The organism is Mycoplana sp. BE70 (genome assembly GCF_031455855.1).
Classification (GTDB): Bacteria; Pseudomonadota; Alphaproteobacteria; order Rhizobiales; family Rhizobiaceae; genus Mycoplana.
Window position 1 is genome coordinate 169,237 of record NZ_JAVDTM010000002.1, and the last position, 19,992, is coordinate 189,228.

The 19,992-nt window shown below is 63.9% G+C and carries 20 protein-coding genes and 1 pseudogene; 8 read left to right on the plus strand and 13 right to left on the minus strand.

Annotated elements, in window-relative coordinates:
* Positions 1-7 precede the first annotated feature (7 nt).
* Both J2Y48_RS04180 and tsaD read right to left on the minus strand, forming a co-directional pair.
* Entirely contained in the window at positions 8-1,000 is a 993-nt protein-coding gene (locus tag J2Y48_RS04180) for an NAD(P)H-dependent glycerol-3-phosphate dehydrogenase (protein ID WP_310413177.1), read from the minus strand.
* Positions 997-2,091, minus strand: a complete 1,095-nt coding sequence (gene tsaD / locus J2Y48_RS04185; protein ID WP_310413180.1) for a tRNA (adenosine(37)-N6)-threonylcarbamoyltransferase complex transferase subunit TsaD — start codon at positions 2,089-2,091, stop codon at positions 997-999. The genes J2Y48_RS04180 and tsaD overlap by 4 nt, the downstream gene beginning before the upstream one ends.
* Positions 2,092-2,164: 73 nt before the next feature.
* Between tsaD and hemC the strand changes: the two genes are divergently transcribed.
* The 8 genes from hemC (at position 2,165) to J2Y48_RS04225 (ending at position 8,927) form a co-directional block, all read left to right on the plus strand.
* Positions 2,165-3,094 (plus strand): hydroxymethylbilane synthase, encoded by a 930-nt coding sequence (gene hemC, locus J2Y48_RS04190; protein WP_310413184.1) that lies wholly within the window; start codon positions 2,165-2,167, stop codon positions 3,092-3,094.
* The gene (locus tag J2Y48_RS04195; RefSeq protein ID WP_310413187.1) at positions 3,094-3,822 is read left to right on the plus strand and encodes a uroporphyrinogen-III synthase; all 729 of its coding nucleotides are present in this window, start codon (positions 3,094-3,096) and stop codon (positions 3,820-3,822) included. Before hemC ends, J2Y48_RS04195 begins: the two co-directional genes overlap by 1 nt.
* Before the next feature lie 128 nt (positions 3,823-3,950).
* A complete protein-coding gene (locus tag J2Y48_RS04200; protein WP_310413191.1) occupies positions 3,951-5,183 on the plus strand; it encodes a mitofilin family membrane protein in 1,233 nt (410 codons plus the stop codon).
* Positions 5,184-5,198: 15 nt separating this feature from the next.
* Positions 5,199-6,815, plus strand: coding sequence for a heme biosynthesis protein HemY (locus J2Y48_RS04205; protein WP_310413194.1), 1,617 nt, complete (start codon positions 5,199-5,201; stop codon positions 6,813-6,815).
* A gap of 31 nt (positions 6,816-6,846) precedes the next feature.
* Positions 6,847-7,323, plus strand: coding sequence for a TerB family tellurite resistance protein (locus J2Y48_RS04210; protein WP_310413197.1), 477 nt, complete (start codon positions 6,847-6,849; stop codon positions 7,321-7,323).
* Positions 7,324-7,473: 150 nt separating this feature from the next.
* A complete protein-coding gene (locus J2Y48_RS04215; protein ID WP_310413200.1) occupies positions 7,474-8,190 on the plus strand; it encodes a glutamine amidotransferase in 717 nt (238 codons plus the stop codon).
* Between the two features lie 137 nt (positions 8,191-8,327).
* Positions 8,328-8,624, plus strand: coding sequence for a YggT family protein (locus J2Y48_RS04220; RefSeq protein WP_310413203.1), 297 nt, complete (start codon positions 8,328-8,330; stop codon positions 8,622-8,624).
* 6 nt (positions 8,625-8,630) lie between these two features.
* Positions 8,631-8,927, plus strand: coding sequence for a DUF167 domain-containing protein (locus J2Y48_RS04225; protein ID WP_310413206.1), 297 nt, complete (start codon positions 8,631-8,633; stop codon positions 8,925-8,927).
* Between the two features lie 36 nt (positions 8,928-8,963).
* On the opposite strand, the gene ppa is transcribed toward J2Y48_RS04225, so the two are convergent.
* The 11 genes and pseudogenes from ppa to J2Y48_RS04280 form a co-directional block, all read right to left on the minus strand.
* Positions 8,964-9,497 (minus strand): inorganic diphosphatase, encoded by a 534-nt coding sequence (gene ppa / locus J2Y48_RS04230; protein ID WP_310413209.1) that lies wholly within the window; start codon positions 9,495-9,497, stop codon positions 8,964-8,966.
* A gap of 128 nt (positions 9,498-9,625) precedes the next feature.
* On the minus strand, positions 9,626-10,003 hold the full coding sequence (locus J2Y48_RS04235; protein ID WP_310413211.1) for a cytochrome C oxidase subunit IV family protein: 378 nt from the start codon (positions 10,001-10,003) through the stop codon (positions 9,626-9,628).
* A gap of 9 nt (positions 10,004-10,012) precedes the next feature.
* Positions 10,013-10,735, minus strand: coding sequence for a heme-copper oxidase subunit III family protein (locus J2Y48_RS04240; protein WP_310413214.1), 723 nt, complete (start codon positions 10,733-10,735; stop codon positions 10,013-10,015).
* A 10-nt stretch (positions 10,736-10,745) separates the two neighbouring features.
* Positions 10,746-11,459 (minus strand): cytochrome c oxidase subunit 3, encoded by a 714-nt coding sequence (locus J2Y48_RS04245; protein ID WP_310413217.1) that lies wholly within the window; start codon positions 11,457-11,459, stop codon positions 10,746-10,748.
* Positions 11,456-13,234, minus strand: a complete 1,779-nt coding sequence (gene ctaD, locus J2Y48_RS04250) for a cytochrome c oxidase subunit I (protein ID WP_310413219.1) — start codon at positions 13,232-13,234, stop codon at positions 11,456-11,458. Before ctaD ends, J2Y48_RS04245 begins: the two co-directional genes overlap by 4 nt.
* A 39-nt stretch (positions 13,235-13,273) precedes the next feature.
* Positions 13,274-14,113, minus strand: a complete 840-nt coding sequence (locus tag J2Y48_RS04255; protein ID WP_310413222.1) for a cytochrome c oxidase subunit II — start codon at positions 14,111-14,113, stop codon at positions 13,274-13,276.
* Positions 14,114-14,251: 138 nt separating this feature from the next.
* Positions 14,252-14,638: a cytochrome c family protein gene (locus J2Y48_RS04260; protein ID WP_310413225.1), complete on the minus strand. Its 387-nt coding sequence runs from the start codon at positions 14,636-14,638 to the stop codon at positions 14,252-14,254.
* 182 nt (positions 14,639-14,820) lie between these two features.
* Positions 14,821-15,327: a GNAT family N-acetyltransferase gene (locus J2Y48_RS04265; RefSeq protein ID WP_310413228.1), complete on the minus strand. Its 507-nt coding sequence runs from the start codon at positions 15,325-15,327 to the stop codon at positions 14,821-14,823.
* A 220-nt stretch (positions 15,328-15,547) separates the two neighbouring features.
* Entirely contained in the window at positions 15,548-17,374 is a 1,827-nt protein-coding gene (gene typA / locus J2Y48_RS04270; RefSeq protein WP_310413231.1) for a translational GTPase TypA, read from the minus strand.
* A gap of 142 nt (positions 17,375-17,516) precedes the next feature.
* Positions 17,517-17,706, minus strand: a pseudogene (locus tag J2Y48_RS04275) (alkaline phosphatase); the annotation flags it as partial.
* Complete coding sequence (locus tag J2Y48_RS04280) at positions 17,702-19,762, minus strand: M3 family metallopeptidase (RefSeq protein WP_310413234.1); 2,061 nt, start codon at positions 19,760-19,762, stop codon at positions 17,702-17,704. The pseudogene J2Y48_RS04275 and the gene J2Y48_RS04280, both read right to left, overlap by 5 nt.
* Positions 19,763-19,992 lie beyond the last annotated feature (230 nt).

Genomic DNA, 19,992 nt, shown 5'->3' on the forward strand with positions numbered 1-19,992 from the left:
CCTTTGCTCAAAATTCCTGGGTGATGGGGCGGGTCATCAAGGCACTGATGGCCGTTGCCAGATCCAGCTTGCCATCGACGATCGCCGCGACCGCATCGGTGATCGGCATGTCGACGCCCCGCTCGGCCGCAACCTTCGATGCGACGCTCGCTGCAAAGGCCCCTTCGACAAGCTCCCCCGCCCAACCACCAGCATTGCCCTGTTTTCCGAGCGCAATGCCGAAGCGGAGGTTTCGCGACTGATGGCTGGTGCCGGTCAGCACCAGATCGCCGAGCCCCGATAGGCCGCTCACCGTCGACGCGTCGCCACCATGCGCCGCCACGAAACGCGACATTTCCGCAAGTCCGCGCGAAATCAGCGCTGCGCGCGCCGAATCTCCGAGCCCTGCACCCTCCACGACGCCACAGGCGATCGCCAGCACGTTTTTCAGCGCCCCACCGAGTTGCACGCCGATGCGATCCGCTGACGGATAGAGGCGAAACGTCGGGCCGGACAGGGCGTGTGCGAGATCTGCCGCCTGCTCCAGCGTCTGCGCCGCGATGACCATCGCCGTCGGCAGGCCGCGGGCGATGTCGGCGGCAAAGCCGGGGCCTGAGAGCACTCCGATGTGCTGGTGTGGAAGTTCCTCCTCCAGCACGTCGGTCAACAACCGGCCGCTTGCCTTCTCCATGCCCTTGGCGCAGACGATCACCGAGGCCCCATCCATCAGATGGGGCGCGAGTTCGCGGGCGGCCTCGCGCTGCGCCTGCGACGGCATCGCAAACAGCACGACCGGTGCGTGCTTAAGGACCTCGTGATCCGAGGTCACCTCGAGCGCGGCCGAAAGATCAATATCCGGCAGAACCGCATCATTACGACGGTGGGACGCGATCTCGCGCACGGTCTCGCCGCGCCGGGCGAGCAGCGTGACCCGGCTTTCGCCGGTTTCGGCGACGACCGTTGCCAGCGCCGTACCGAAAGCACCGGCCCCGACAACGACGACATGCGGACGTGAACTCATGCCTTGGCCCCCCGCTTGCCCGATCCAAGCATTGCGGCGGCGGCCGCATCCAGCGGCCAGCGCGAACGCGGCGCGACCGAAAGCTCATCCGGCGAAAGGCCGGCCGCCATGCGCTCCAGTCCGGCCCAGGCGATCATCGCCGCGTTGTCGGTGCACAGCGCCAGCGGCGGCGCGACGAAACGGAACTTGTTGCGATCGCAGAGATCCTGGAGAGTCAACCGCAGAACCTTGTTCGCCGCAACCCCGCCCGCTACGACAAGCGCGGGCACAGCGACGGATGGAAATTCCTGCCGGAACCGCGCGAGACCGCGACCGATCCGATCCTTCAACGTGCGTGCGACCGCCTTCTGGAACGAGGCGCAGATGTCGGCAATATCCTGATCGCTCACCGGCTCGATCAATTGGGCCGCCTGGCGGACCGCCGTCTTGAGACCGGAGAAGGAGAAATCCAGCCGCTTCTCGCCGACAAGCGGACGCGGGAAAGAGAAGCGGTCCGGGTTGCCCGTTTCAGCCGCTTTTTCCACCGCGGGACCGCCGGGATAGGGGAGCCCGAGCAGCTTCGCGGTCTTGTCGAAGGCTTCGCCCAGCGCATCATCGATCGTCGTGCCCCAGCGCTCGTAGTCGCCGACGCCGCGCACCAGCACGAGTTGGGTGTGACCGCCGGATACAAGCAACATCAGGTAGGGAAACGAAAGCCCATCGGTCAGCCGCGCGGTCAGGGCGTGCCCCTCCAGATGGTTCACGGCATAGAGCGGCTTGCCCTTGGCACGAGCAATCGCCTTGCCAGTCATCAGGCCGACGATCAGGCCACCGATCAGGCCGGGGCCGCTGGTCGCAGCGATTGCATCCACCTCGTCCAGCGTCTTTCCGGCCCGCGCCAGCGCCTGGCCGATCAACGCATCCAACGCCTCGACATGAGCGCGCGCGGCAATTTCCGGCACGACCCCGCCATATGCGCTATGCTCGTCGAGCTGACTGAGCACGACATCGCCCAGGATCTCACCGTGCCCAGCCGGATCTCGCACGACGATTGCCGCGGCGGTCTCGTCGCAGCTCGTTTCGATGCCAAGGATGGTCAGGTGGGACGACATGAAGCACGCTGTTTGATTGCGGTTGCGGCAAAAGCCGGATACGAGGACCTCCGGTAACAATGGATCAAGGCGGATGCAAACAAAACCTTTAAGGATCGGGACGCGCGGCAGCCCGCTGGCGCTGGCACAGGCGCACGAGACACGCGATCGGCTGATGGCGGCCCACGGCCTTCCTGAAGAGATGTTCGAGATCGTCGTGCTCTCGACGCAAGGTGACCGCATCACCGACCGCCCCCTCTCCGACATCGGCGGCAAGGGTCTCTTCACCGAAGAGATCGAGGCACAGCTCTATTCGGGCGATCTGGACTTCGCCGTGCACTCGTCGAAGGACATGCCGACACGCCTGCCGGACGGTCTGGAGCTCGCCGCTTTTCTCCCCCGCGAGGACCCGCGCGACGCCGTCGTCGGACGGACGGCCCCGACGCTGATGGAATTGCCGCATGGGGCAACCGTCGGCTCCGCCTCGCTGCGCCGACAGGCCCAGATCCGCAAGTTGCGTCCCGACATCAACGTCATCACGTTTCGCGGGCAGGTGGACACGCGCCTGCGCAAGCTCGCCGAAGGCCAGGCCGACGCCACGATGCTTGCCTATGCCGGATTGAAGCGGATTTCCAAGGAATATGTGGCGACCCAGGTCCTTGATCTGGAGGTGTTCATGCCGGCACCGGCTCAGGGCGCGATCTGTGTCGAGGCGCGCATCGGCGACCGCCGCATCGGCGAACTGCTGGCGGCCATCGACCACCAGGCCACCCATGAGGCGGTTACCTGCGAGCGCAGCTTCCTGGCCGTGCTCGACGGCTCATGCCGGACGCCGATCGCCGGCTATGCCGTCTCGGAAGCGGGCCGCATCCGCTTTCGCGGGATGATCCTGACCCCCGATGGCTCACGGTTCCACGAAAGTGAAATCGAAGGACCGGCAACGGACGCAGCGGCGCTCGGCGCCGAGGCGGGCCGCGTCGTGCGTGAAGACGCGGGAACCAGCTTCTTCGACGGATGGGGGTGATGCGCGTCCTTGTGATCCGCCCGCAAGCCCAGGCACGAAAAACGGCGGCGAGACTCAAGGCCCTTGGCCATACGCCGGTCGTCGTCCCGCTGGCGGAGCCGGTCCACGACAGAGAGGCGACGCTCGCGGCGCTCTCGACACACCATTCGGCAATCGCGATCACGAGCAGCGAGGCGGTAAGGGTGCTTCTGTCGATCGGCGAGGCACTCGATCGCCACTTGCTGACAACCGTCTTCGCCGTTGGCACAGCTACGGCCCGTACGGCCGCGGAGGCCGGTTTCCGCACCGTGCTCTCGCCGGATGGCGGTGATGGCAACAGCCTTGCCGATCTGATTGTTGCCCACCGGCGCGACTATGGAACCCCGCCCGATCCCCTTCTCTATCTGGCCGGCACGCCGCGATCGAAGTCCTTCGAGGAGCGGCTCGATGTCGCTGGGGTAAGCTATCAGACCACCGAGTGCTACCGGATGGAAACAATCCGGCCCGAGCGCGCCGAATTGGAGCCGGTTCTCACCGGCAAGCAGATAGATGCCGTCCTGTTTCACTCGCGAGAGTCGGCCCTGCGCTTTTTTGCGCTGCCGCTGGTCGCCGAGCACCTGGACCGCCTCGCTCGAACGCTCTTTCTCTGCATCAGCCGCAGCGTCGCGACCGCGATTCCGCAACGTTTCAAGAAATCGATCGTCATCGCCGCTACGCCGACCGAAGCCGATTTGCTCGACCTGCTGTAGGCGACGACGATGCGCGTTCCAGCTTCGCAGATCGCAGCCGGGACCCGCCTAAATCGAAGGAGGGGCTTTCCCTGCCCGGGTTCCCTGACTAGGTTTATTGCATCGCAATGGAGAACAAGGAGACCGTCATGGACCCGGAAAAGCCGCCCCGCCGCAAGAAATCCGGTGAGACGCCCGTGACGATCGACCTCGAGGCGGCACAGGCTGCCGAAAGCGGCACCACGGACGAGGCTCAACCCGTTTCAACCGATCCGACCGTCGAAACCAAGCCGGACACGGATCTGGCTACATCCACAGGCGGCCCTGGAACGGCAAGCGCCGCGGAGCCAGAAACCACCGACACGTCGCCCCGCATGACGGCCGCACCACAGATGCAGTCGAGCCCGGCCAGGTCCGGCGCCTTTGCCGCCGCCATCCTCGGCGGCCTCGTCGCGCTCGCCGGCGCCGGCGCCCTGCAATACGGCGGCTATCTGCCGGCGCTCGGGCCGGAACGCGGCGGCGACGTCGATCTCGCCCCGTTGAGCGTCGAGATCGATGCGCTCAAATCGCGCTTGGCAAGCCTCGATACCCGGCAGCCCGCACCGTCGGTGGACCTGCAAGCGATCGAAACCCGTCTCGCCGCACTCGAAAAGGCGGCTGCGGAGATGCCGGCAACGTCCGCGCTTTCCGGTGAAGCGGAGCAGTCCGTCACCGCGCTGGAAACGAGTGTCGCCAAGCTCACCGCCGATATCACCGCGCTGCGCGAGGAAACGACGGCAGCCAACCGCGCTTCTGCCGACGAGATCTCCGCGTTGACACAGCGACTGGACGCCGCCGAGCGCAAGCTGGATGAGCCGCGCAGCGACGTGGCCATGGCACGCGCGGTCGCAGCAACTGCGCTGAAGACCGCGATCGACCGCGGTGGCCCCTACCTCGCCGAGCTCGACGCGTTCGCCAGCATCGCCCCGGACGATCCATCGATCGCCGTGCTGCGGCCACTTGCGGCAACGGGTGTGCCCTCACGTGCCGATCTGGCGCGCGCCTTCGGGCCTGTCGCCGACCAAATGGTCGAAGCCGTGCACCAGCCGACTGGGGACCAGGGCATTGTCGACAGGCTGATTTCCAGCGCCTCGTCCGTCATCAAGATCCGCCCGGTCGGCAGCGTCGAGGGAGACACGCCGGAAGCAATCATCGCCCGGATCGAGAACAAGCTGCAGAATGGCGACTTGAAGGGTGCGCAAATCGAATGGCAAACGCTGCCCGAGGTCGCCCGCACCGCAGCGGCTACCTACAAGACCACCCTGGACGAGCGGATCACCGTCGAGGACGGGGTCGGCGCCATTGTCTCCGGCGCGATGGCGCCAAGCGGCAACCAAGGCTGAGGGACGGGTTCGACCATGACAAGATTGCTCTCTTTCATCCTCATCGTTCTCGCGCTCGGCGCGGGCTTTGCCTGGCTTGCCGACCGCCCCGGCGAATTGTCGATCATCTGGCAGGGCCAACGCATCGGCATGAGCCTGATGGTCGCCGCGACGATTACGGTTTCACTGATGGCCGCCGTGATCTTCCTGTGGTGGCTCGCGCGCGTCATCGTGACATCCCCCCACGCGATCCGGCGCCATTTTCGCGCCCGCAAGCGTGATCGCGGCTACCAGGCGCTCTCCACCGGCCTGATCGCCGCCGGCGCCGGCGACGCCACCGCCGCCCGCAAGATGCTGGCGCGGACCAAGGGACTGATCAATGCAGACCAAGAGCCGCTCGTGCACCTCCTCGAAGCCCAGGCTGCCCTGATCGAGGGGCGCCACGACGAAGCCCGTCAGAAGTTCGAGCTGATGGCGGACGATCCGGAAACGCGCGAACTGGGCCTGCGCGGGCTCTATCTCGAGGCAAGGCGCCTTGGCGCCACCGAAGCGGCGCGGCAATATGCCGAGCGCGCCGCGGAGAAGGCACCGCAGCTTCCCTGGGCCGCCGACGCGGTCCTGGAAGAACGTGCCCAGGCCGGAGAGTGGGATCAGGCGCTCCGCCTGCTCGACCAGCACAGGCCGAGTTCGGTAGAGGAACGCAACCAGTTGGACCGCCGCAAGGTCGTGCTGCTGACGGCACGCGCCGGCGCAAAGCTGGAGAGCGAATCCGATCCCAAGGCTGCCCGCGACGACGCGCTCGCCGCCCTGAAGATCGACGAAACCTTCATTCCGGCGGGGCTGATCGCCGCGAAGGCCTATCTGCGCGAGGGCAACCTGCGCAAGGCAGCCCACATCCTCGAGCGGCTGTGGAAGGCGAACCCGCATCCGGATGTGGCGCGGCTCTTCATCCACGCCCGCATCGGCGATTCCCCGGTCGATCGCCTGAAGCGGGCCGAGAAGCTGGAGGCGTTGCGGTCCAACAATGCCGAGACGCTCTTCGCCGTCGGTCAGGCAGCACTGGACGCTCGGAATTTTCCCCTCGCCCGCGCCAAGGCGGAGGCAGCGGCCAGGCTCGCCCCGAGCGAACGCGCCTTCCTCCTGCTCGCCGACATCGAGGACGCCGAGACCGGGGACCAGGGCCGCATCCGGCACTGGATGAACCAGGCATTGAAATCGCCGCGCGATCCGGCCTGGACCGCCGACGGGGTCACGTCACCGGTGTGGCTGCCGGTGTCGCCGGTAACGGGAAAGCTGGACGCCTTCCAATGGAAGACTCCGGTAAGCGAATGGCAGGGGCCGATCGAAGAGGGCGTCGCCAACAGCGCCGACGAGGCCATTCGCACATTGCCGCCCGTGGCGATCACCGACAGCCGGCCGATGGAGCGGGCCGATGAGCGACCGCAACAGCCGGCCCGCTCCGAACCGATCGAGATCAGACCGTCGGCGACCGAATCCGCCATCCCACGGTCAGAACCGGCCGTCGCAGCCGGGCCGATGTCGCGGGAGGACGAAACCAAGCCGTTCTTCGGCGGCCCGCCCGACGATCCCGGCGTCAAGAATGAGGCGAAGAAAGAGGGAAGCAATGGCAGCGCCAGCTTTCGCCTTTTCTAGAGCGCTCCAGATTCAGACCTGAAGAGGTGGCATGTTCGAACGATTGCAGCGTTTGCTTTCGAGCCTTTCGCGCGGCGACAGGCAGAACTTTGAAGCCGGTGATCCCCGTCTCGCGGTGATGGCGCTCTGTATCCAGGTGATGGAAGCGGACGGCAAGGTGCTGGACGCCGAGCGCTCGGCGCTGCGCGAACGCTTTCGCGCCCTTTATGAGCTGGATGAGGCAGATCTCGCCGCCTTGATCGAGGCGGGCACGGCGGCCGCAAGCGAAGCCATCGACTTCTTCCAGTTCACCTCGGAACTGAAGCGACAGCTCTCCGAAGAACAGAAGGTCGACCTCGTCGGCCTGCTCTGGGAGATCGTCTATGCCGACGGCGAACGCAGCGAACTCGAGGACCATGCCATCTGGCGCATTGCGGACCTGCTCGGCGTTTCCGGTCGAGAGCGGATCATGAAGCGCCAGGAGGTCGCCGGCCGGCACGGTGACAACCGCACAGGCGACGACAATTGAAACACATCGCACCCGATCGCGTCGCAATCAGGTAGGGCGGCCTTGCGCAATCGGGTGGACAGGCAAACACGGCTCTGACATCTTGGATTGCACAGCGCGCCGTCCGGGATCCCGCCTATCGGAAGGCGACGCGTCAGGATAGCCGACACGATGCTTCAGACCCCGCGAAAGCCCGGACCGAAACGCCCGATCCTCATCGTCCTGCACCAGGAATCGTCGAGCCCCGGCCGCGTCGGCCAGATCCTGCAACAAATGGGCTACGACCTCGACATTCGTCGCCCGGTGATGGACGAACCGCTCCCGACATCGCTTGACGGCCATGCCGGTGCGGTCATCTTTGGCGGACCGATGAGCGCCAACGACGATCACGATTACGTCAAACGCGAAATCGACTGGCTTTCCGTCCCCCTTTCGGAAAACCGCCCCTTCCTTGGCATCTGCCTCGGCGCGCAGATGCTGGTGCGCCAACTCGGCGGCGAGGTCGGCCCGCACATCGACGGACTGACCGAAATCGGCTGGTACGCGCTCGAGCCGACCGAGGAAGGGCGTGAACTGATGGCCTGGCCTTCGATGGTCTACCAGTTCCATCGCGAAGGGTTCACGATTCCCTCCGGCGCGACCCTGCTTGCCACCGGCGAACACTATGAAAACCAGGCCTTTCGCTACGGCGACAACGCCTGGGGCATCCAGTTTCACGGCGAATTGACGCTGGCGATGATGCACCGCTGGGTCGTGCACGGCGCTCACCGCTTCGAGCTGCCGGGCGCCCAGATCGGCCGCGCCCATCTCGACGGGCGCCTGTTGCACGACGCGGCGCTGCGCCAGTGGATGATGGGTTTTCTGGACCGCGTTTTCCACGAGAACTGAATAACGGTTGCCGCCAGGATCTCAGGACGCATCGGGGACATTAAATATGTTTGCGGTTGCAGCCATCGAGCGCACTTGCTGGCGAGCCGGCCAATGGCTACATGTGGGCGCACGCAACCGGAGACAACGAGACACCCATGATCGCGATCATCAACACCCTGCTGTTCATCATCAGCATCGCGTGGTTCATCATCATCGCATCGGCCATCTTTTCCTGGCTGTATGCCTTCAACGTGATCAACACCAACAACCAGGTGATCGCCTCGATCGGCCGCGCGCTCTACAACCTCACCGAACCGCTCTACCGCCCGATCCGTCGCTTGCTGCCGGATTTCGGCGGCGTCGACCTGTCACCGATCGTCGTGCTGATCATCCTCTTCTTCCTCGAACAGGTCATTCGCAGCGTTCTCGCCCCCGCCCTCCTCGGGCTCTGACCTCAGGTGCCGGGTCGCCGTCACGAGCACCATGTGACAGTGACGGTGCGGCTGACGCCGAATGGCGGACGCGACGCGATCGACGGTATCGAGGCAGACGCAAGCGGCGAGCGCCATCTGAAAGTGCGTGTTCGTGCCGTGCCCGAGAAGGGCCAGGCCAACAAGGCACTGGTCGCCCTGCTTGCCAAGACGGCCGGCGTTGCGAAATCGGCCGTATCGCTCGTCAGCGGTGAGACCCAGAGAAAGAAAATCCTCCGGATCGAGGGCGACCCGGAGGAGATCATGAAAAGACTTGGTCTTTGAGCGAGCAGCGCGCCGCGGAGTGCGCAGCGCGAGGGCTTACTTCTCCGCCTTGTACCGCTCGATTGCCTCTACGATGAGCTTCTTGGCGACGTTCACATCCTGCCACCCGGCGATCTTCACCCACTTTCCGGGCTCCAGATCCTTGTAGTGCTCGAAGAAGTGCTCGATCTGCTTCAGCGTGATTTCCGGCAGGTCCGTGTAGTTCTCGATTTTGTCGTAGCGGCGCGTCAGCTTCGGCACCGGAACGGCGAGGATCTTCTCATCCTTGCCGCCGTCGTCTTCCATGACCATGACGCCGATCGGGCGAACGTTGATGACGCAGCCCGGGACGAGGGGACGGGTATTGGCGATCAGCACGTCGATTGGGTCGCCGTCCTCGGACAGCGTGTGTGGCACGAACCCGTAGTTCCCCGGATAGGTCATCGGCGTATAGAGGAAGCGGTCGACGATCAGCGCACCGGCTTCCTTGTCCATCTCGTACTTGATCGGGTGACCGCCGACGGGAACCTCGACGATGACGTTCACGTCTTCCGGCGGGTTCTTGCCAATGGAGATTGCATCGATGCGCATGGGGACTCCGTGTATGCAGTGGATTTCGCGGGCTTCGTAGAGCGAAACCCGCTGCAACGCAACAAGCCATTGGTAGGGATGTCCGATAACGGGTTGTAGCCGCGCGGGCGCTTGCGGCAACCGATCGCTCAATTCACGGGGGCCGGCCCGAAGAAAGCAAGCCGCGTCACCAGCGTGTAATCCGATTCCGACACCATCAAGCCGACGAAGACCAGCACCAGCAGCGGCGGCAGCAGGATCGCATAGATCAGCGCGAGGCGCTCCCAGGCCATGTGCATGAACACCGCTACGATCAGGCCGGCTTTCAGCAGCATGAAGATCACGATCAGCGACCAGCGAAGGTAGCCCTGCAGCCCGAAGTAGTCGACGAGATAGGAACAGATGCTGAGAACGAACAGCAGTCCCCAGACGAGCAGGTAAAGTTTGATCGGGTGTTGCTGATGCTCGGCATGCGCCGCTGCCGGAACAATTGGGTGCGTGGGGGACTCGACGGTTGCCTGTGCCATGGCGCTGCCTCACCAGAGATAGAAGAACGCGAAGATGAAGACCCAGACCAGGTCGACGAAGTGCCAGTAGAGGCCGGTGATCTCGACGATCTCGTAGCGCCCCTTGCGGCTCGTGAAGAAGCCGCGCCTTTCCGTGTCGAAATCGCCGCGCCAGACCTTTCGCGCGATGATGAGAAGGAAGATGACGCCGATCGTGACGTGGGTTCCGTGGAAGCCCGTGATCATGAAGAATGAGGAGCCGAATTGCGCCGCCCCCCACGGATTCTCCCACGGCCGCACGCCCTCATGAATGAGCTTGGTCCACTCGAAAGCCTGCATGCCGACGAAGGTCGCGCCGAGAAGAGCGGTCAGGACCATCAGGAGGGCCGTCTTGCGCCGGTCACGCCGGTAGCCGAAATTGACCGCCATCGCCATCGTACCGCTGCTCGTGATCAGCACGAAGGTCATGATAGCGATCAGGATCAGCGGGATCTCGTGCCCTGCTATCGTCAGCGCGAACACCTCGCTGGGATTGGGCCAGGGCACGACCGTCGACATGCGCGCGGTCATGTAGGCCAGCAGGAAGCAGCCGAAGATGAAGGTGTCGCTGAGCAGGAAGATCCACATCATGGCCTTGCCCCAGGAGACGTTCTTGAACGCCTGCTGGTCGGAGGCCCAGTCGGAGACGAAACCGTGCATGCCGTGGGCCGGCGGGGAGGAGTGCGGCGGATGCGTCTGCACGGTTTCGGCCATGATCGCTTTCCTATTGTAGCAGTTGCCGACAAATATCGACGAAATTGCTTGCCCAGCCGGCGAAGAGGGCAAGCAGCACGAGCCAGACGGCCAGCATGAAATGCCAGTAGATGGCGCAGAGTTCCACGTTCAGCCGCAGCTTCCCGTTCACCGGGCCGTCACCCCAGGCCAGCCGCGCGGTGCGAACAAGCGCAACCATGCCGCCCAGGATATGCAGTCCATGCATCCCGGTGATGACGTAGAAGAAGCTGGCGGCCGCATCGTCGGTCAGCGTGTAGCCCGCCGCCACCAGTTGCTGCCAGGCAAACACCTGCCCGGTTACGAAGGCAAGCGCGGTGGCGAAAGTGGCCAGCAGGGCCGTCCTCAGGCCCTCGCGTCGGACGCGCAAGGCCTCGACCTTTGCCCAGTGAAGACAGACGCTGCTCAGGAAGAGAATGCCGGTATTGACATACAGCAGCCGCGGGACCGGCAGCGCCCACCAGTCACGAGTGTCGACACGCATCAGATAGGCGCTGACGAACAGGGTGAAGAGGGCTCCCACCACGGCCAGGAAGACACCGAGACCGACCTTGGCGACCGGCATCTTCGCCACCTCGAAGTGTGAAGTGTCACCGACATCGGTGTTGCCGACCTCGAGCCAGGGTTTCGAGGCGATCCCGTGGCGAGCCAGCCACCATGTGGCGATGGCGGCAATGACGGCGAGGAAGACAAGCATGGCGCTCATGCGGTCGCCTCCCGCGCGAGGCCATAGGCGCCGGGCTGGTTCTGCGGGATGAAGTCCTCCGGTGCGCCGGGCACGCTGTAGTCATAGGCCCAGCGATAGACGATCGGCAGCTCCTTGCCCCAGTTGCCGTGCGCGGGCGGGGTCTGCGGCGTCTGCCATTCGAGCGTCGTGGCGCGCCAGGGGTTGCCGCCCGCCTCCCGCCCGTTGCGAAGGCTCCAGACGAGGTTGAACAGAAACACCATCTGTGCGGCGCCGACGATGAGCGCCATCACCGTGATGAAGATGTTCAGGTCGTGAACCGACGCCGGCACGAAGCTCGTCTCGCCGATCTCGTAGTAGCGGCGCGGCACGCCGACGAGGCCGACGTAATGCATCGGGAAGAAGATCAGGTAGGCGCCGACGAAGGTGATCCAGAAATGGATCTGGCCCATGCCCTCATTGAGCATCCGCCCGGTGATCTTGGGATACCAATGGTAGATCGCCCCGAAGATGACGAGGATCGGTGCCACCCCCATGACCATGTGGAAATGGGCGACGACGAACATCGTGTCCGACAGCGGCACGTCAACGACGACATTGCCAAGGAACAGCCCGGTCAGCCCGCCATTGACGAAGGTGACGATGAAACCGAGTGCAAACAGCATCGGCAGCGTCAGGTGGATGTTGCCGCGCCACAGCGTCAGCACCCAGTTGTAGACCTTGAGCGCCGTCGGCACGGCAATCACCAGCGTGGTGGTGGCGAAGAAGAAGCCGAAATAGGGGTTCATGCCGCTGACATACATGTGGTGCGCCCAGACGACGAAGGAGAGCGCGCCGATGATGACAATCGCCCAGACCATCATCCGGTAGCCGAAGATGTTCTTGCGGGCATGGGTGCTGATCAGGTCGGAGACGATGCCGAAGGCCGGCAGCGCGACGATGTAGACCTCGGGATGGCCGAAGAACCAGAACAGGTGTTGGAACAGAATCGGGCTGCCGCCGCCGTGTTTCAGCTGCTCGCCCATCTCGACGATCGCCGGCATGAAGAAGCTCGTGCCGAGCACGCGGTCGAACAGCATCATCACGCAGGCGACGAACAGAGCCGGGAAGGCTAGCAGCGCCATGACGGTGGCGGTGAAGATGCCCCACACCGTCAGCGGCAGCCGCATCAGCGTCATGCCGCGCGTGCGCCCCTGCAGCACGGTGACGACATAGTTGAGCCCGCCCATGGTGAAGCCGATGATGAAGATGATCAGCGAGACCAGCATCATGATGATGCCCCAGTTCTGACCGCCGGGCGTGTTGGAGAGGATCGCCTGGGGCGGGTAGAGCGTCCAGCCGGCGCCTGTCGGTCCGCCCGATGCAAAGAAGCTGGCGGCGAGCACCAGGACCGCCAAAAGATAGATCCAGTAGCTCAGCATGTTGGCGTAGGGGAACACCATGTCGCGTGCGCCGACCATCAGCGGGATCAGGTAGTTGCCGAAGCCGCCGAGGAAGAGCGCGGTGAGCAGGTAGATCACCATGATCATCCCGTGCATGGTAATGAACTGGTAGTAGCGCTCGGCGTCGATGAACGGGAGTGCTCCCGGGAAGGCGAGCTGGATGCGCATCAGCCAGGAGAGAACGAGCGCGACCAGACCGATCGCCAGCGCCGTCGAGGCGTACTGGATGGCGATGACCTTCGCGTCCTGGCTGAAGACGTAGCGCGTCCACCAGCTGTGCGGATGGTAGAGCTCCACGTCCTCCACAGCGGCCGGCGGGACGACCTCGCCTGCACCCGGACTGACTTCAACCATCGTCGCTCCTCCTGTCGGATCCCTCCCGGACCCTGTCTGCTATTTTCCGGCGGACACCTCCGCCACGATCGCGCCCGCGGGCTGTGCGGACGCCTGCAACTGCGAGAATGTCGATTGTCCGGCGAGCCAGGCCTGGTAATCGGCCTCGGTGTCGACGACGACCGTGCCGCGCATCTGCGGATGGCCGACGCCGCAAAGCTCGGCGCACAGGATGTCGAAGGTGCCGGTGCGGGTCGGCGTCAGCCAGAAATAGGTCACCATGCCCGGGATCATGTCCATCTTGGCGCGGAACTCCGGCACGTAGAAATCGTGCAGCACATCAATCGACCGTAGCAGCACCTTCACAGGCTTGCCGACCGGCAGGTGCAGTTCACCGCCCTCGATGACGACGTCGTCGAGGGCGCTTGCATCGGCCTTGTCGATGCCGAGAGAATTGTCGGCAGCCACGTCGCGTGTGTCGGCCCGTCCGAGTTTGCCGTCCGCTCCCGGCAGGCGGAAGCTCCAGAGCCACTGCTGGCCGACGACCTCGATCTCGTCCGCCCCCTTTGGCACGGTGATGAACTGGTGCCAGACGAACAGCCCCGGCGCCAGCATGGCAAAGACACCGAGCGCCGTACCGATCGCCAGACCGCTCTCCAGCCGCGGGTTCTCAGGCTCGTAGGCCGCCCGGCGGTTCGGATCGTGGCGGAAGCGCCAGACGCAGTAGGCGAGAAACATCACCACGGCGACAAAGACGACACCGGTGATCCAGAAGGTGATGACGAGGGTGGAGTCGATATAGCCCCAGTTCGACGCGATCGGCGTCCACCACCAAGGGCTTACGAGGTGGAACACGACCGAACCCACGGCGATCGCAACCAGCATCAGCACGACTGCCATTTCCGTCCCTCCCGCCTCGCTCGGCCGTGGGCATGAACCTGCAATCCGCAATTCTATTTCATAATTATCTCATGAACAAAAAAGACAAGCAATTCCAGCGAAAGGCGTGCCGCGGTTGTGGGGCGCACGCCCCTTCGCTCATTGCGGCGAGTACTGCTTCAGGTAGGCCAACAGGTTTGAAATGTCGCTGTCATCCTTCAGACCTGGAAAGACCATTTTTGTGCCTTTCACTTTGGCCTTCGGATTGTGCAGGTAGTCGCGCAAGGTCGTCTCGTCCCAAACGAGCCCGCCCTTGCCCGCATCGATCATTGCGGTCGAGTATTTATAGTCGGGATGGGTGCCCGCCGTGCGCCCGAATACGCCATGAAGCGAAGGTCCGACCTTGTTGGTATCCTTGTCCGCCACATGGCAGACCGCGCATTTCTTGAAGACGGTCTCGCCGGCCGTCGCGTTGCCCTCCTGCGCGACAGCGCTGCCGGCCATGCAGAGAATGATGCCGATTGATAGGGGTCCACAAAAACGCATCGCAATCCCTCCAGTAAATCGTTCGAACCGACAGCCGCCGCGTAGCGACCGTCGCGCGGCACGCCCGTTGCTGCCTCTCAGCCTGGTCGGCTTCTGCGAACATTAGAAGGTAGGCAAATACAGAAACAAGTCAATCCGACCGGAGGGATGAGAGAGGAAGTGGCATCTGACAGGCGTCGGCATCAGCGGAAGATGAAGCCGATCTTCCTCAATTCCTTGCCGCCGAAATCTTCCATGCCCTCGGCGATGTCGAGGCCTCCGACCGAGCGGAAAAACCGTTCCGCCATATCGCTGTCCTCCAGACACCAGACCACGATGCCGTTGCAGCCGAGCGATTTCAGCAAACGTCTGCTCTCGCCGAACAGCAAGCGGCCGAGGCCAAGGCCCTGGTACTCGGGACGCAGGTAGATCTCGTAGATCTCGCCGTCCTGCGGCAGCGCCTGCGCCCGGTTAAGTCCGAGCGTCGCATAGCCGGCGATGACACCGGCCACGTCGAGAACAAGCAAGGTCGCCGGCCCGCGAGTGGCCTTGCGCCACCAACGTTCGTCCCGACGATGCACCATCTGCGTCAGCGGCTTGTGCGGAATGATCCCGCCATAGGCCTGCAGCCAGGACGCCCGATGGGTCTCTGAGATGCCCCATGCGTCCTGCGGCTCCGCACGCCTTACATCGATCGATAGTGTTTTCATCGAAATGACTCTAAACCCGCGTCGACTCCGCCGGAATCCCGGTCGCCCCAGGGATCCTTCTTGCCCACAGGCAAGTTCGCATGCGGCACGCCCAAAAGGTTAACGCATTTCTAAGAATTGCCACAAGTCGTATTAACTCGGCACACACATGAAAAAGCCCCGGCTTTTGTGCCGGGGCCTCGATCGTTTTGAGGATGCTATCGCCTACTTTCGGCGCGAATCAGGCGGCACCGGCCGCACGCTGCTTTTCGAATCGCTTCCGATCGTTTGAATCGAGATGGAGCTTGCGAAGGCGGATGGACTTCGGCGTCACCTCGACCAGCTCGTCGTCCTGGATCCAGGACAGGGCGCGTTCCAGCGTCATCTTGATCGGCGGCGTCAAACGGACGGCCTCGTCCTTGCCGGCGGCACGGATGTTGGTGAGCTTCTTGCCCTTCAGCACGTTCACTTCCAGGTCGTTGTCACGCGTGTGGATGCCGACGATCATGCCGGCATAGACCTTGTCGCCCGCGTCGATGACCATCGGGCCGCGGTCTTCGAGGTTGAAGAGCGCATAGGCCACGGCCTCGCCGGATTCGTTGGAGAGCAGCACGCCGTTGACGCGGCCGCCGATCTCGCCCTTGTAGGGCTGGTAGTCGTGGAAGAGGCGGTTCATGATCGCCGTGCCGCGCGTATCCGTCAGAAGCTCCGACTGGTAGCCGATCAGGCCGCGGGTGGGCGCGAAGAAGACGAGGCGGACGCGGTTGCCACCCGACGGGCGCAGTTCCACCATCTCAGCCTTGCGCTCGGACATCTTCTGGACGACGACGCCGGAATGCTCCTCGTCCACGTCGATGACCACTTCCTCGACCGGCTCAAGCGGCTGGCCGTTCTCGTCCTTGTGCATGACGACGCGCGGACGCGAGACGGCAAGCTCGAAGCCTTCGCGGCGCATGGTCTCGATCAACACGGCAAGCTGCAACTCGCCGCGGCCGGAGACGAAAAAGGAATCCTTGTCGCCGGACTCTTCGATCTTGAGCGCCACGTTGCCTTCGGCTTCCTTGAACAGGCGGTCGCGGATGACGCGGCTCGTGACCTTGTCGCCCTCGGTGCCGGCAAGCGGACTATCGTTGACGATGAAGGACATGGTGACGGTCGGCGGGTCGATCGGCTGGGCCGTAAGCGCCTCGGAGACCGCCGGATCGCAGAAGGTGTCGGCAACCGTGCCCTTGGTGAGGCCGGCGATCGCGATGATGTCGCCGGCTTGCGCTTCCTCGATCGGCTGACGTTCGATGCCGCGGAAGGCGAGAATCTTGGAGATGCGTCCGGATTCGATCAGCTTTCCGTCCTGGCCGAGCACCTTGACAGCCTGGTTCGGCTTGACCGAGCCGGAATGCACGCGGCCGGTGATGATGCGACCGAGGAAGGGGTTGGCCTCGAGGATCGTGCCGATCATGCTGAACGGCCCGTCGGCAACCGTCGGCTCCGGCACGTGCTTGAGCACGAGGTCGAGCAGCGGCGCCATGCCCTGATCCTTCGGGCCTTCCGGATTGACGTTCATCCAGCCATTGCGACCCGAGCCGTAGAGGATCGGGAAGTCGAGCTGCTCGTCGGTGGCGTCGAGGTTGGCGAAGAGGTCGAAGACCTCGTTCAGCACTTCCTCGTGGCGGCCATCGGGACGGTCGATCTTGTTGATGGCGACGATCGGCTTCAGGCCGACCTTGAGCGCCTTGCCGACCACGAACTTGGTCTGCGGCATCGGGCCTTCGGAGCTGTCGACGAGAACGATCGCGCCGTCCACCATCGACAGGATGCGCTCGACCTCGCCGCCGAAGTCGGCGTGACCGGGGGTGTCGACGATGTTGATGCGGGTACCCTTCCACTCGACCGAGGTGGCCTTGGCGAGGATGGTGATGCCGCGTTCCTTTTCGATGTCGCCCGAATCCATGACGCGTTCGGCGACGCGCTGGTTTTCGCGGAACGAGCCGGACTGCTTCAGGAGCTCGTCGACGAGCGTGGTTTTGCCATGGTCGACGTGCGCGATAATCGCGATATTACGAATGGACATGTTTGATCTCTGGGTTTTGGGCGCGCACGGCAAAGGCGGCGCCATCTTCAATGGCGCGCTCTTACATGGTTTTCCGCAATTGCGAAAGGGGCAGCCCGACACTGGCAAGCGCCTGCGGTGCGAAAATCTCGCAGCTCACGCCTCACGACGTCACCGCAGGATCAAGCGTGGTGCCCAGAGTTCCCGGTCGTCGCGATCCATGAGGCGCACGTCATCGGTTCTCTGGCGCCAGCGATATCGACCAGCCCGCAGAACTGCAAGCCGGCCGATGGCAGCAGATTGCTGTCGGCACCGCCGCCCGACCCCTTCATGAAGCGTAGCAGCTCCTTAGGCCAGCCCCTTCTTCTCGAGCATGGCATCGATCGAAGGCAGCTTGCCGCGGAAGCCCTTGTAGGCGTCTTCCGGATCGACGGCGCCACCGATCGAGTAGATGTTCGCTTTCAGCTTCGCCGCCATGCCGGGATCGAAGGCGTCCCCCGTTTCGGTGAAGGCGGCGAAGGCGTCGGCGTCCAGCACCTCCGACCACATGTACGAATAGTAGCCGGCCGAATAGCCGTCGCCGGAAAAGACGTGCTGGAAATGCGGGGTGGCGTGCCGCATGACGATCGAGGCCGGCATGCGGAGCTTGTCCAGCACTTCGGCCTGCACCGCCAACGGATCCTCGACCGTGCCTTGCGTGTGAAACGCCATGTCGACCAGCGCGGAGGAGGTGAACTCGACGGTGTTGAAGCCGGCATTGAAGGTGCGCGCGGCCAGGACCTTGTCGAGCAGCGCCTGCGGCATCGGCTCGCCGGTCTCGTAGTGCACGGCATAGGTCTTGAGGATTTCGGGAACGGTCAGCCAGTGCTCGTAGAGTTGCGAGGGCAGTTCGACGAAATCGCGCGACACGCCGGTGCCCGACACCGACGGATAGGTCACGTCGGACAGCATGCCGTGCAGGGCGTGGCCGAATTCATGGAAGAGCGTGCGGGCATCGTCGAGCGACAGCAGCGCCGGCTTGCCTTCCGCGGGCTTGGCGAAATTGCAGACGTTGTAGACGATCGGGATCTCTCCCAAGGAACCGTTCGCCAGCGGCAGCTTGTGCTGGCTCTGGTAGGCGCTCATCCACGCCCCGGAACGCTTTGAGGAGCGGGCGAAATAGTCGCCGAGGAACATCGCGACGAGTTTGCCCTGCCGGTCGCGGATCTCGAACACGCGGACGTCGGGGTGATAGGCCGGAACGCCTTGGAGCGGCACGGCGTGGATGCCAAAGAGCCGTCCGGCGACATCGAAGCAGGCATCGATGATCTTTTCGAGCTGCAGATACGGTTTCAGTTCGGCTTCAGAAAAATCGAATTTTTCCGCTCGCAGCTTCTCCGCGTAGTAGCGCCAGTCCCAGGGCAGGACCGGGTGGTTGCCGCCCTCCGCGGCGATCAGGCGCGCAAGATCCGCTTCTTCTTCGCCGGCACGCGCGACGGCCTTCTCCCAGACTTGCGTCAGGAGGGCACTCACGGCCTCGGAGGTCTTGGCCATCGTGTTGTCGAGCTTCAGCGCCGCGTAGTTCTCGTAGCCGAGCAGCGCTGCCTTTTCGGCGCGCAGCGCCAGCGTTTCGCGCACGATCTCGCGGTTGTCCGTCGCTCCGCCGTTCATGCCGCGCGCGGTCCAGGCATGGAAGGCTTGTTCGCGCAGGTCGCGACGGCTGGAAAAGGTCAGGAACGGCTCGATGATCGAGCGCGACAGGGTAACGGCGAATTTGCCCGCCTCGTCGCGGTCGCGCGCAGCCGCCGCCATCGCGTCCGTCAAGAACTCGGGCAGACCGGCAAGCTCTTCTTTGTCCGAGAGAAACAGCGCCCAGTCCTTCTCGTCCGCCAGGACGTTCTGACCGAACTGCGCGCCGAGCCCCGCAAGCCGCTCGTTGATCGCGGAAAGACGTTCCTGTTCGGGCTTTGCCAGCTTCGCACCGGACTTCACAAACCCCTTCCAATGTCGCTCCAGCACCCGGGTCTGCTCGACCGTCAACCCCAGCGCGTCGCGCCCTTCCCACAACGTGTCGATGCGGGCGAAGAGCTCGGCATTGTTGCCGATCTTCGAATAATGACGCGCCATCTTCGGCGCGATCTCGCGTTCGAGCGTCTGGATGGTCTCGTTGGTGTTTGCGCCGGCGCGGCTCCAGAACAGCGCCGAAATGCGTGACAGCGCGTCCCCGGCGACTTCCAGGGAGACGACGGTATTGTCGAAGGTCGGGGCCTCGGGATTGCCGGCGATCGCATCGATCTCCGCCTCATGCGACGCCAGCGCGACATCGAAAGCCTCGGCGAACGCATCGTCGGAAACGAGATCGAAGCGCGGCAGGCCGTTGATCCCGCTCCATTCGACGAGAGCAGGGCTGATTGTCTTGGGTTCGCTCATGAAAGCTCCTCGTGGCGGCAAATCGTATGGTGGAGCGAATATAGGAGGAGAAAGCGGGCTTGTGTACGCCGCTCCGCGATTTCATTCGATTTGCGGCCGATCGTCTCGCAGCGGTGTGCAAGTGGCGAAACTTCTTGACGAAGCACACGACATCAGGGAAAACGACTTATGTTGCGGCCCCGGACATCCCGCCGCAGCAGAAACTATGGTGCCGGGCCCCTCTGGCGAGA

Excerpts from the sequence above, each read along its gene's own strand:
- J2Y48_RS04180 (WP_310413177.1), bottom strand. The coding sequence starts at position 1,000 with ATGAGTTCACGTCCGCATGTCGTCGTTGTCGGGGCCGGTGCTTTCGGT.
- tsaD (WP_310413180.1), bottom strand. The coding sequence starts at position 2,091 with ATGTCGTCCCACCTGACCATCCTTGGCATCGAAACGAGCTGCGACGAG.
- hemC (WP_310413184.1), top strand. The coding sequence starts at position 2,165 with ATGCAAACAAAACCTTTAAGGATCGGGACGCGCGGCAGCCCGCTGGCG.
- J2Y48_RS04195 (WP_310413187.1), top strand. The coding sequence starts at position 3,094 with ATGCGCGTCCTTGTGATCCGCCCGCAAGCCCAGGCACGAAAAACGGCG.
- J2Y48_RS04200 (WP_310413191.1), top strand. The coding sequence starts at position 3,951 with ATGGACCCGGAAAAGCCGCCCCGCCGCAAGAAATCCGGTGAGACGCCC.
- J2Y48_RS04205 (WP_310413194.1), top strand. The coding sequence starts at position 5,199 with ATGACAAGATTGCTCTCTTTCATCCTCATCGTTCTCGCGCTCGGCGCG.
- J2Y48_RS04210 (WP_310413197.1), top strand. The coding sequence starts at position 6,847 with ATGTTCGAACGATTGCAGCGTTTGCTTTCGAGCCTTTCGCGCGGCGAC.
- J2Y48_RS04215 (WP_310413200.1), top strand. The coding sequence starts at position 7,474 with ATGCTTCAGACCCCGCGAAAGCCCGGACCGAAACGCCCGATCCTCATC.
- J2Y48_RS04220 (WP_310413203.1), top strand. The coding sequence starts at position 8,328 with ATGATCGCGATCATCAACACCCTGCTGTTCATCATCAGCATCGCGTGG.
- ppa (WP_310413209.1), bottom strand. The coding sequence starts at position 9,497 with ATGCGCATCGATGCAATCTCCATTGGCAAGAACCCGCCGGAAGACGTG.
- J2Y48_RS04235 (WP_310413211.1), bottom strand. The coding sequence starts at position 10,003 with ATGGCACAGGCAACCGTCGAGTCCCCCACGCACCCAATTGTTCCGGCA.
- J2Y48_RS04240 (WP_310413214.1), bottom strand. The coding sequence starts at position 10,735 with ATGGCCGAAACCGTGCAGACGCATCCGCCGCACTCCTCCCCGCCGGCC.
- J2Y48_RS04245 (WP_310413217.1), bottom strand. The coding sequence starts at position 11,459 with ATGAGCGCCATGCTTGTCTTCCTCGCCGTCATTGCCGCCATCGCCACA.
- ctaD (WP_310413219.1), bottom strand. The coding sequence starts at position 13,234 with ATGGTTGAAGTCAGTCCGGGTGCAGGCGAGGTCGTCCCGCCGGCCGCT.
- J2Y48_RS04255 (WP_310413222.1), bottom strand. The coding sequence starts at position 14,113 with ATGGCAGTCGTGCTGATGCTGGTTGCGATCGCCGTGGGTTCGGTCGTG.
- J2Y48_RS04260 (WP_310413225.1), bottom strand. The coding sequence starts at position 14,638 with ATGCGTTTTTGTGGACCCCTATCAATCGGCATCATTCTCTGCATGGCC.
- J2Y48_RS04265 (WP_310413228.1), bottom strand. The coding sequence starts at position 15,327 with ATGAAAACACTATCGATCGATGTAAGGCGTGCGGAGCCGCAGGACGCA.
- typA (WP_310413231.1), bottom strand. The coding sequence starts at position 17,374 with ATGTCCATTCGTAATATCGCGATTATCGCGCACGTCGACCATGGCAAA.
- J2Y48_RS04280 (WP_310413234.1), bottom strand. The coding sequence starts at position 19,762 with ATGAGCGAACCCAAGACAATCAGCCCTGCTCTCGTCGAATGGAGCGGG.